Genomic DNA, 11,846 nt, shown 5'->3' on the forward strand with positions numbered 1-11,846 from the left:
GGGTCCGGCGGCCGCCCCCGCGGCGCCGCCGGGGCCGCCCGCGGGCCGCGCGCCCGTGGAACCGAACCGGCGTCCGGGACGTGTTCCTGAGAAGGGGAGAAATGGGCCACGGCGCGGTGGTGAAAAATCCGGCAACAACGCCGCAATCACATCAAGATCGCGCCAAGGCCGGTGCGGATGCCGGTTCCGGCAGCGATACTTGCCACGACGGATGACCATGGGGGAGGTCAGCAGTGACTCGGACGCCGGACAGCGGCACGGCACCGCCGGGCACCCACCTGCCCGCCGTCCCGTCCCAGCCCGCGCCCGGCGGCGCCCCCGCGGTCCCCGCCCCGGCCGCGCCTCCCGGCGCCCCACGGCCCGCGGCGCCCCCGCCCGACGTCCGCCGCACGGCGTTCGCCGAAGGCGCCGAGCGGCTGCGCAGGGCCGCCACCACCGAGCCCGGCCGGCTGCGCATCATCGGCGCCGTGCTGGCCGCCCTCGTCCTCGCCTTCGGCGCCGTCTCCGCCTGGCAGATGACCGACCGGGCGGCCGCCGCCGACGACGTGCTGAACCGCAGCCAGCCCCTCAGCTCGGACGCCGCCGACATCTACCGCTCGCTCGCCGCCGCCAACACCGCCGCCTCCAGCGGCTTCCTGGCCGGCGGGCAGGAGTCGGCCGAGACCCGCGACCGCTACGAGCGGAACATCCGCACCGCCGCCGCCAAGCTGGTCAAGGCGGCCGCCAACTCCGAGCCCGACTCCCCCTCCGCCGCCACCATCACCGACCTCAACCGCCTGCTGCCGCAGTACAAGGGCCTGGTGGAGAGCGCCCGCACGTACAACCGGCAGGGCTTCCCCGTGGGCGGCGCCTACCTGCGGTACGCGAACGAGAAGATGCAGAAGGAGATGCTCCCCGCCGCGGAGGACCTGTACCGCTCGGAGAACGAGCGGCTGCGCGCCGACTACGCGGACGCCACCCCCTACCCCTGGGCGGCGATCGCCCTCGGTGTCGTCGCCCTGTCCGCCCTCGCCTGGGCGCAGCACCGCACCTACCGGCGCACCAACCGCCTCCTCAACCACGGCCTGGTGGCGGCCACCGCGGCCGCCTCGGTGATCCTGCTGTGGCTGGCCGCCGGCCACACCCTGGCCCGCTCCGGCCTGAACGACTCCCGCGACCACGGCGTGCGTTCGCTGGAGGTGCTGCACGACGCCCGGATCGCCTCCCTGAAGGCCCGCGGCAACGAGAACCTCACGCTGGTGGCCCGCGGCGCCGAGACCCGCAAGGTCGGCGACGACACCGTCGACGCCTACGACCACGACTTCGGCCGGGAGATCGACGCCCTCGGCAAGGGCCTCGCGCACGCCGAGCGTCTCGCGGACGACGACGACGGCACCCGGCCCGTCACGGCCGCCCTCGCCGGTATGCGGGAGTGGAAGGAGCGTCACGGCGCCGCCCGCGAGCAGGACGAGAACGGCAACTACCAGCAGGCCCTGGACCTGGTCATCGGCGGCAAGGGCGCGACCGGCGAGTGCTTCGACGAGGTCGACAGGAACCTGGCCGCCGCCCTCACCCACGAGCGGGCCGAGTTCGACGAGGCCGCCGGGGCCGGCCGGGACGCGCTGACCGGCCTGCCGGCGGGCGCGGCGCTGCTCGCCGTACTGGGCGCCGCCGGTGCCGTCGTGGGCATCGGACGCAGGCTGTCGGAGTACCGGTGAGAGGGGGCGTGATGCACACCGCGCGACGCGTGCGGGCCGGCCTGCGGGGCTGGGGCGGAGTGGGCGCGATGGCGACGGCCTGCGCCCTCGCACTGGTCTTCGCGCTGGTCCTGACCTGCACCGGTTCCGCCGCCCACCGGCCGGGCCGGACGGACGCGGCGGCGGACCGCGGCCACGGCGGGGTGACGGCCGGCGAGCGGACCCTCGCGGCCGAGGAGTGCACCGACCCGGAGAAGCAGACCCTGCCCCCCTCCGGCGCCGACGGACCCGCCATCGAGGCGATCAAGAACCGGCCGGGCGAGAAACGCAAACTGATCGTCGGTGTCGACCAGAACAGCTACCGCTGGGGCTACCGCGACCCCAACAGCCCGGACAGCGCCCGGCTGGAGGGCTTCGACATCGACCTGGTGCACCGCATAGCGGAGGACATCCTCGGCGACCCGGACGCCGTGCAGTTCAAGGCGATCCCCACCGACCAGCGGATCCCGGCGATCAAAGCCGGCCGGGTCGACATGGTCGTGCGGACGATGACGATCAACTGCGACCGCATGCGGGACGTGGCGTTCTCCGCCCCGTACTTCAGGACCGGCCAGCAGGTCCTCGCGCCCAAGTCCTCGCCGGTGCAGGGCTACACGACGCTCGCCGGCCGCAAGGTCTGCACGGCGGCGGGCTCCACGGCGCACGCGAAGCTGGCGGAGGACAAGGAGGCCGGCCGGCTCCCGGCGTCCGTGGACATCGGCACCACGGTCCCCAACCAGCTCGACTGCCTGGTGCGGTTGCAGCTCGGCGAGGCCGAGGCGGTGGTCACCGACGGGGCGCTCGCGGCGAGTCAGGCCGCCCAGGACCCGACGGTCGAGCTCAAGGGTGACGCCTTCACGACCGAGTATTACGGCGTGGCGATGAAGAAGGACGCGGACGACCTGGTGCGCCGGGTCAACAAGATCCTCGTGGACTTCCGCAAGGACACCGCCGAGGGCTGGCAGGACTCGTACGACACATGGTTGTCGGCGACACTGGGCGGGGATTCATCGAAGTCGGAGCCACCGGCACCGGCGTACCTGCGCACGGACTGAGGCCCCCGGACCGGCAGCGGTCCACGACCCGGCCGCGTCCCGGACCGGCCGCATGACGAGAACCGACCGCACGACCGGAGGAACGACCCGCCGCACGACCAGACCGACCGCACGACCGGAGCAACGACCCGCCGCAGGACCAGACCGACCGCACGACCGGAGGACCGGCCCGACCGCACGACGAGACCGACCGCACCGCATCCGACCGACTGACCGACCGGCCCCCGAGGCCACGACCGACCCGCAGCGAAAGGTGATCGATGGGCGACCCGGAGTCCGCCGTACCGGTGCTGGACCGGGACGAGGTGGACCGTGCGCTGGCCCGGCTCGGCGCGGAGCACGAAGCCGTCGAGACCTCGCTCCTGGCCCTGCAGGACCACGCGGGCCGGCGGCTCCTGGAGGGCGCCCGGCTGACCGGTGTGACCGCGGAGCGCTGGGCGGCCACCGAGGCGGCGATCACGCTGCTGTGGACGTACTTCGACGCGTACACCGGCACCCTGCGCACCGCCCGCGACATCCGGGCCCGACGTCGCTGGTCCAGCCGCGAGGACCTGGTGGAGCTGACCGGGCTGCTCCGCGGCGAGTGCGTGACGCTCGCCGGGCCGGCGGCGGCCACCGCGGGCGCCCCCGCCCCGCACGGCACGGCGGGCGTGCTCAGCGAGCGCTACTCGCTGGCGACGCTGGTCGACCGGATGAACGAGCTGTACGCGTCCTCGCTGGACACCGTCGTCTCCGCGGACGCGGTCTGGTCGGCGCTGCCCGCCCGCATCGACCTGCTGGCCGCCGAACTCGGCCGCACCCGCAAGCTGGCCCACTCGGTCGGCGTGCGCCCCGGGGAGCACCCGGCGGGCGACGACCTGGAGCGGATCACCCGCTCCCTGACCCGGCTGCGCGAGCAGGTGGTGTCCGACCCGCTGGCGTTCTGGAAGCCCGCGGAGGGCAGTTCGGCCCCGGGCGGCGGCCGGCCGGACACCACCGTGTACGACCGGGAGGCGCGCGCCCTGGAGGACGTGCGCCGGGAGATCGACGCGGTGCTGACGGTCCGTCAGGATGCCGAGAAGCGCATCGTGCGGCTGCGGGACCTGCTGTCGCGGGCCGACCGCACCCTGGCCGAGGCGCGCACCGCGCGCGGCGAGGTGCTGGCGAAGATCGCGGCGACCGAGGTGCCGGTGGTCAGCGGCCCGCCCACGGTGCTCCAGGAGCAGCTGGCGGCGGCCGCCGAGTACCGGCGGCACGCGCAGTGGCACCGCCTGTCGCCGCTGCTGGAGTCGCTGGAGCAGAAGGCCGAGGACGAACTGCTGCGGGCCCGCGAGTCGTTGACGGCGGTCACCGCGCCGCTCGCGGTCCGGGCGGAGTTGCGCGGGCGGCTGGACGCGTACCGGGCGAAGGTGGCCCGGCACGGTCTCGCCGAGGACCCCCTGCTGGTCGAACGGTACGAGAAGGCACGCCGGATGCTGTGGAGCGCGCCGTGCGATCTGCGCGCCGCCGACCAGGCGGTGCTGCGCTACCAGCAGGCGGCGGCCGAGCTGTTCGCCGCGGCGCCCCGGATCCCGGACCAGGCCGGTCCCGGGCGCGGAGTGTCCGACGGCCGGACGGGACCGGGCACATGAACGGCGAGGGGGAGGCGTGGTGAGCGAGGCGCTGGGCGAGGGGCGGGGCACCTGCCAGCGCCCGGACTGCGACGGCACGTACGAGGACGTGGGCGGCGGCGAACTGTACTGCGGCACCTGCGGGTTGGCGCCGGTGGTGTCGCCGACGGGGTCTCTCGCCTCGCCGCCGACCGGCGTCACCGTCGGCGGCCGGGACTCGCGGGGTTCGTCGGGCGACGCCAGCGGCAGGAGCGCGCGGACGTCATCGCAGTCGTCGCGGTCCCGGCGTTCGGTGTCGGGCCGGCTGTCCAGGTCGCTGTCGGGTGCGTCCTCGGGCCGCTCGGTGTCGGTGCGCAGCTCCGGCTCCGGGGCCGGGTCCACGAGCCGGGGCCGGCTGGGCGCGGGCCTGGTGCAGGTGCCGCCGATCCCGCGCCCGGACCCCCGCGCCATGGTGCTGGACCGTGCCCAGGTGCCGGAGCGCAAGCGGTTCTGCTCACGCTCGGACTGCGGTGCCCCGGTCGGGCGGGCCCGGGGCGAACGGCCGGGACGTACCGAGGGGTTCTGCACCAAGTGCGGCCACCCGTACTCGTTCGTGCCGAAGCTGTCGGCCGGGGACGTGGTGCACGGCCAGTACGAGGTGGTGGGCTGCCTGGCGCACGGCGGCCTGGGCTGGATCTACCTCGCCGTGGACCGGGCGGTCTCCGACCGCTGGGTGGTCCTCAAGGGCCTGCTGGACACCGGTGACCAGGACGCGATGGCGGCGGCGATCTCCGAGCGGCGCTTCCTCGCCGAGATCGAGCACGCCAACATCGTGCGGATCTACAACTTCGTGGAGCACCTGGACCAGCGCACCGGCTCCCTCGACGGCTACATCGTCATGGAGTACGTGGGCGGCAAGTCCCTCAAGGAGATCGCCAACGCCCGCCGCACCCCGCAGGGCAGGCGCGACCCGCTGCCGGTGGAGCAGGCGTGCGCGTACGGCATCGAGGCGCTGGAGGCGCTCGCCCATCTGCACGGCCGCAATCTGCTGTACTGCGACTTCAAGGTCGACAACGCCATCCAGACCGAGGACGAGCTGAAGCTGATCGACATGGGCGCCGTGCGCCGCATGGACGACGACGAGTCGGCCATCTACGGCACGGTCGGCTACCAGGCCCCCGAAGTGGCCGAGGTGGGCCCGTCGGTGGCGTCCGACCTGTACACGGTCGCGCGGACGCTGGGCGTGCTCACCTTCGACTTCCAGGGTTACACCACCGTCTTCGCCGACTCCCTGCCCGATCCCGACACCATCGACGTCTTCCGGCAGTACGAGTCGTTCTACCGCTTCCTGGTGCGCGCCACCGACCCCGACCCGGACCGCAGGTTCGCCTCCGCGCAGGAGATGGGCGAGCAGCTGACAGGCGTCCTGCGTGAGGTGGTGTCGCTCCAGACGGGCCGCGCACGCCCGGCGCTGTCCACCCAGTTCGGCCCCGAACTGCGGGTCACCGACACCGAGTTGTTCCCCGCACTCGACGGGGACGTGTCCCGGCTGGGCGGCCGCGCTCCCGGCCGGGGCGGACGTCCGGGCGGGCAGCCCTCCGCCCCGCCCGCCCCGGTGCTCCCCGCCGCCGCGCCCGTGCTCGTCCGGCCCGTCGACACGGCCGCCGCCGGACTGGCCCTGCCGGTCCCGCTGGTCGACGCGGGCGACCCCAACGCCGGTTTCCTCGCCGGGCTGCAGACCTCCGCGCCCGGTGACCTGCTGCACGCGCTGGCCGCCGCGCCCGCGCCGTCCACCGAGACCCGGCTGCGCGAGATCCGGGCCCGGCTGGAGACCGGCGAGGCCGAGGCCGCGCTCCGGGCGCTGCGGGCGCTGGAGGAGCGGCACCCGGACGACTGGCGGGTGGTCTGGTACCGCGGGGTGGCGGCGCTGGCGACCGGCGACCACGAGGGCGCGGCCCTCGCGTTCGACGCGATCTACGACGCCTTTCCGGGTGAAATCGCGCCCAAGCTGGCGCTCGGGCTGTGCGCGGAGGTGCTGGGGCAGCTCGACAACGCCGCCGAGTACTACCGCCTGGTGTGGTCGACCGATCCGAGCCATGTCAGCGCCGCGTTCGGCCTGGCCCGGGTCCGGTTCGCCGCCGGTGACCGGCGCGGCGCGGTCGGCACGCTGGAGTCGGTCCCGGAGGCGTCGATCCACTACACCGCCGCCCGGGTGGCGGCCGTACGCGCCCGGCTGCGGGGGCGGACGGCGACCGCCGGTGACGTGCCGTTCCTGGACGATCTGTCGGCCGCGGCCGGGCAGGTCGAGGCCCTGGAGGCGTACGGTCTGGACCCGGCGCGGCGCGAACAGTTGTCGGCCGAGGTCCTCGGATGTGCCCTGGACTGGGTACTCTCCGGGGGCCGGGGTTCCGCTCCGGCCCCGATCCCGGCTCCGGCCGGGCCCGGGGACTCCGGTGCGGCCGGGGGACGGACGCTGCTCGGCAGCGGGCTGGACGAGCGGGGCCTGCGCTTCGGTCTGGAGCGTGCCTACCGCACGCTGGCCCGGCTGGCGCGCAGCGGTGAGGAGAGGATCGACCTGGTGGAACGTGCCAACCGTTACCGCCCCCGGACGTGGGTGTAGTTCATGTCGCAGATGCCCCAGCAGGCCGCTTCGCCTACGTGCCCGAGCTGCGAGGAGCCCCTCGAGCCGGGTGATCGTTTCTGCGGTGCGTGCGGACACGACCTGTCCGCGGTTCCCGCCCGCCCGGCCGACCACCCGACGATCGCCATGAACGGCGCTGCCGCCGCCGGGCGCGCGGCGGAGCACGGCTACCCGCCGCCCCCCTCGGCGCTCCCCGCCGCACCGGCCCGCCCGGCAGCCGCACCCGACGCCGTCCCGCCGCCCGCGGGTGCGCCGGTGGTTCCGCCCGCGGGCGCGCCGGTGGTCCCGCCCGCGAGTGCGCCGGTGGTTCCGCCCGCGAGTGCGCCGGTGGTCCCGCCCGTGGGGGCGTCCGTGCCGCCGCCGCCGCCTCCGCCGCCCGCCGTGGCGCCCACGGTTCCGGCCCCGGCCGCGCCGGCCGCGCCCCCGGCCGCCCCCGCCGCGGCCCCCGCACCGCCGCCCGCGCCTCCCGCCGCCCCGGCGGCTCCGGCCGCACCGGTGGCCCCGCCGGCGTCCGGGGTGCGCTTCGACCGGCGTGAACAGGCGTCCGGCCCGGCATCCGGGCAGGTCTCCGGGCAGGTCTCCGGCCAGGCATCCGGGCAGGCGTCCGGCCAGGCATCCGGGCAGGTCTCCGGGCAGGTCTCCGGCCAGGCATCCGGGCAGGCGTCCGGCCAGGCATCCGGGCAGGCGTCCGGGCAGGTCTCCGGCCAGGCGTCAGGTCATGCCTCCGGTCAGGCGCAGGAGCCCGCCGGTCCCCCGCCCGGCAGCGGGGTGCACCGGCCCGCACAGCCCGACGAGTACCCTCTCCAGGCACCGGACCCGCGGGTGGCCACCGAGCCGGGCCACGGCGCGGGCGCCACGGTCTGCGTGGCCTGCCGCGCGGGCCGGGTGGACCAGGACGGCTACTGCGAGAACTGCGGCCACGCCCAGCCGCGCGAACGGGACCACATGGAACAGGAATGCGGCCCGGTCGCCGCGGTCAGCGACCGCGGCCTGCGCCACCACCGCAACGAGGACGCCTTCGCCGTGGGCACCACCACGCTGCCCGACGGCTCCCCGGCGTCCGTGGCCGTCGTCTGCGACGGCGTCTCCTCGGCGACCCGCCCCGACGAGGCGTCCCTGGCGGCCTCCCGGACAGCCGGTGACGCGCTGCTGGCGGCCCTGCCGCGCGGCACGCACCCGCAGCAGGCGATGCACGACGCGATCCTCGCCGCCGCCGACGCGGTCAACGCGCTGGCCGAGGAGCCCGCCGGGGGCCGTGAGCGCAGCCCTCACCAGAACGCCCCCGCCTGCACCCTCGTCGGCGCGGTGGTCACCGACGGCCTGCTCGTCGTGGGCTGGGTGGGCGACAGCCGGGTCTACTGGGTGCCGGTGGACCGCTCCGCTCCCCCGGCCCGGCTCACCGAGGACGACTCCTGGGCCGCGCAGATGGTCGCCGCCGGCCTGATGGGCGAGGCCGAGGCCTACGCCGACCAGCGCGCGCACGCGATCACCGGCTGGCTGGGCGCCGACGCCTACGAACTGGAGCCGCACACCGCGTCCTTCAAGCCGGACCGGCCCGGAGTGGTCGTGGTCTGCACGGACGGGCTGTGGAACTACGCCGAGTCGGCCGACGAGATGGCACGTGTCGTCCCCCTCGACGCCGCCGCCCGGCCGCTGCACGCCGCGCGGGTGCTGGTCGGCCACGCCCTCGACGGCGGGGGCCACGACAACGTAACAGTGGCGCTCGTGCCGTTCCCGGCCGTCCCGCAGGGGGCAGGATCGGCCTGAGGCCGAGCACGGGAACGGACGGGACGACCGCGGGAGGGATACGGGCGGGCGCCCCCGGGGAAGCCTCAACGGGCCGGAGGGGACCGGCCCGTCAGCCGTCGTCGTCCCGCGCCGCCGGGGCATCCGAGGGGGATCGAAGCAGGCATGGCCAACTTCGCGAAATCGAATGTGCCGCAGTTCTCGATGGACGTCTACCAGAACGCGTACCTGCCGGAGGGCGGCAGCGAGGTCAACGCCATCGTCACGGTGACCGCGACCGGGGGCGGCACCATCGGCAGCGCCGTCTCCGCGCCGCACCACTACGCGCCCGGTGAGGGCCCTTCGGCGGCGGTGGTCCTCATGGTCGACTGCTCCGGTTCCATGGACTACCCGCCGACGAAGATGCGCAACGCCCGCGACGCCACGGCCGCCGCGGTCGACGCGCTGCGCGACGGCGTCCACTTCGCGGTGGTCGGCGGCACGCATGTGGCCAAGGAGGTCTACCCGGGCGCAGGGCGGCTCGCGGTGGCCGGCGCCGACACCCGGGAGCAGGCCAAGCAGGCGCTGCGCACCCTGAGGGCGGGCGGCGGCACGGCCATCGGCACCTGGCTGCGGCTGGCCGACCGGCTGCTGGCGTCGGCGGACGTGGCGATCCGGCACGGCATCCTGCTCACCGACGGCCGCAACGAACACGAGTCGCCCGAGGCGCTCGAGGCGGCCCTGGAGGCGTGCGCGGGCCGGTTCACCTGCGACGCCCGCGGGGTGGGCACCGACTGGGAAGTGAAAGAAGTCACAGCCATCGCCTCGGCGCTGCTCGGCAGCGCCGACATCGTCGCCGATCCGGCCGGTCTCGCCGACGACTTCACACGCATGATGGAGACGGCGATGGGCAAGGAGGTCGCCGACGTGATGCTGCGGCTGTGGACCCCGGCGGGCGCCACTGTGAGATTCGTCAAGCAGGTCGCGCCGACCGTCGAGGAGCTCACCGGCCGCCGCACCGAGGCGGGCCCGCGCGCGGGCGACTACCCGCTGGGTTCCTGGGGCGACGAGTCCCGCGACTACCACCTGTGCGTCGAGGTCCCGCCCGCGGGCCTGGGCCGGGAGATGCTGGCGGCCCGGCTGTCGCTGGTGATTCCCGGGCCGTCCGGCCCCGGCGGGGACGGCGCGGGCGCGGTGGAGACCCTCGGCGCGCAGGGTCTGGTGCGGGCCGTGTGGACGGACGACATGACCGCGTCGACGTCGATCAACCCCCAGGTCGCCCACTACACGGGACAGGCCGAACTGGCACAGGTCATCCAACAAGGGCTGGATCTGCGCAAAGCGGGAGACAACGACGGAGCCACGGCCAAACTGGGCCGGGCCGTTCAGCTCGCGAGTGCCTCGGGCAACGCCGATACTGCGAAACTGCTTGCGAAGGTGGTGGACGTCGTCGACGCCGCGACCGGTACTGTGCGACTGAAGACGAAGGTCGAGGAGGCCGACGAGATGACACTCGAGACCCGGTCCACCAAGACCGTTCGTGTGAAGAAGTGACCATAACAAGACGAGCCTGACCCCTCGGGGTTGGAGAAATCCGGTCGGAACCGACCGGACAAGGAGAGGGGGAAGCGCCGACATGCCGACCTGCCCGAACGGACACCAGTCGGGTTCCGACGACTGGTGCGAGGTGTGCGGTCACCGCATGGCGGGTGCCGTACCCCCACCGCCTCCCCCGCCGCCCGCGCCGGGCGGCGGCTACGGCTTCCCGCCCCCCGGTCCCGCGGGCCAGCCCGGCCCGGGCGGTCCCGGCGGGTACGGCGGCGGCCGGCCGGAGCTGTGCCCGCAGTGCCGCACCCCGCGGGAGGGCGCCGCGCCGTTCTGCGAGGAGTGCCGGTGGAACTTCCTGACCAACACGGCGACCTCGTACACCCCGGCCGCGCCGCGTCAGCCGGGGCAGGGCCAGGGACCTGGACAGGGTCCCGGCCAGGGTCCCGGCGGGCCCTTCGGGCAGCAGCCCGGCCCGTCGTACGGCGGCGGCGCCGACCCCTTCGACTACCAGGGCTCGCGTCCCTCGCAGATGAACCGGCCCGCCGAGCCGATCCCGCCGGGCCCGCACGGCTTCGGCGGCGACCCCTCGCGCCCGGCGCCGCCCCCGCCCGGGCCGGGCGGCCACGGCGGTCCCGGTGACCACGGCGGCCATGGCGGTCCCGGTGGCCATGGTGGTCCCGGCGGTCACGGCGGCCACGGTGGTCCCGGCGCCCCGCAGGGATTCCAGGGCGGGCCCCCGGCGCCGCCCGCCTACCCGCAGGAGACCGGGCGGCCCCCGCAGCAGGGCGGTCCGTCCTTCGGCGGCGGTGACGACGACTGGGTCATCCCGCCGCCCGCCGGCGGCCACGGCGGCCACGGCGGCCACGGCGGCCACGGCGGCCCGAACGGCCCCGGCGGGCGCGGTGGTTACGGCTACCCGCAGCCCGGCGCCACCCAGGCCCCGCCCGGACCGGGCTACCCGCAGCAGCAGGGTCCGACCACGTGGATCGCGACCATCGGTCCGGACCGCGACTACTTCATGGCGATGATGCACCGCTCCGGCCCCGAGGCCGCAGGGCTGAACCTGCCCGCGTACTCGCCCGAGCAGCAGCGCACGCTGACCGGCAACCAGATCACCATCGGCCGCCGCCGGCACTCCACCGGCGACACCCCCGACATCGATCTGTCGACGCCCCCGGAGGACCCGGGCGTCTCGCACCAGCACGCGGTGCTGGTGCAGCAGCCGGACGGCAGCTGGGCGGTCGTGGACCAGAACTCGACCAACGGCACCACGGTCAACGGCGGTGAGGAGCCGATCCAGCCCTTCGTCCCCGTCCCGCTCCAGGACGGCGACCGGGTACACGTGGGCGCCTGGACGACGATCACCATCCGCCGGGCCTGAGCCACCGCGCCCGCCCGACGACGGAAAACGGCCCGGGGTGTCCCCCGGGCCGTCTTCACGTTCCCAGGGCCGCCCTCACGTCCCGGCAGCGCGCAGCACGGCCGTCCTCCCGATCCCGGGCCGTCCTCCCGATCCCGGGCCGTCCTCCCGATCCCGGGCCGTCCTCCCGATCCCGGGCCGTCCTCCCGATCCCGGGCCGTCCTCCCGATCCCG

7 protein-coding genes are annotated in these 11,846 nt (G+C 75.3%); all 7 read left to right on the plus strand.

Annotated features, from left to right (window positions below; genetic code table 11):
- The first annotated feature begins 233 nt into the window (after positions 1-233).
- The 7 genes from ACIRPP_RS26865 to ACIRPP_RS26895 all read left to right on the plus strand — a co-directional run bounded on the left by ACIRPP_RS26865 (position 234) and on the right by ACIRPP_RS26895 (position 11,633).
- Positions 234-1,697, plus strand: a complete 1,464-nt coding sequence (locus tag ACIRPP_RS26865; RefSeq protein ID WP_403647783.1) for a hypothetical protein — start codon at positions 234-236, stop codon at positions 1,695-1,697.
- An 11-nt stretch (positions 1,698-1,708) separates the two neighbouring features.
- Complete coding sequence (locus tag ACIRPP_RS26870) at positions 1,709-2,770, plus strand: glutamate ABC transporter substrate-binding protein (RefSeq protein WP_403647785.1); 1,062 nt, start codon at positions 1,709-1,711, stop codon at positions 2,768-2,770.
- 260 nt (positions 2,771-3,030) lie between these two features.
- The gene (locus tag ACIRPP_RS26875) at positions 3,031-4,380 is read left to right on the plus strand and encodes a hypothetical protein (RefSeq protein ID WP_403647788.1); all 1,350 of its coding nucleotides are present in this window, start codon (positions 3,031-3,033) and stop codon (positions 4,378-4,380) included.
- Positions 4,381-4,399: 19 nt separating this feature from the next.
- The gene (locus ACIRPP_RS26880) at positions 4,400-6,958 is read left to right on the plus strand and encodes a tetratricopeptide repeat protein (RefSeq protein ID WP_403647791.1); all 2,559 of its coding nucleotides are present in this window, start codon (positions 4,400-4,402) and stop codon (positions 6,956-6,958) included.
- 372 nt (positions 6,959-7,330) lie between these two features.
- Complete coding sequence (locus tag ACIRPP_RS26885) at positions 7,331-8,746, plus strand: PP2C family protein-serine/threonine phosphatase (protein ID WP_403647945.1); 1,416 nt, start codon at positions 7,331-7,333, stop codon at positions 8,744-8,746.
- A 144-nt stretch (positions 8,747-8,890) separates the two neighbouring features.
- Positions 8,891-10,258 (plus strand): VWA domain-containing protein, encoded by a 1,368-nt coding sequence (locus ACIRPP_RS26890; protein WP_403647794.1) that lies wholly within the window; start codon positions 8,891-8,893, stop codon positions 10,256-10,258.
- Between the two features lie 82 nt (positions 10,259-10,340).
- Positions 10,341-11,633: an FHA domain-containing protein gene (locus ACIRPP_RS26895; RefSeq protein WP_403647797.1), complete on the plus strand. Its 1,293-nt coding sequence runs from the start codon at positions 10,341-10,343 to the stop codon at positions 11,631-11,633.
- Positions 11,634-11,846 lie beyond the last annotated feature (213 nt).

This window comes from Streptomyces sp. NPDC101219 (assembly GCF_044767675.1).
GTDB lineage: Bacteria > Actinomycetota > Actinomycetes > Streptomycetales > Streptomycetaceae > Streptomyces.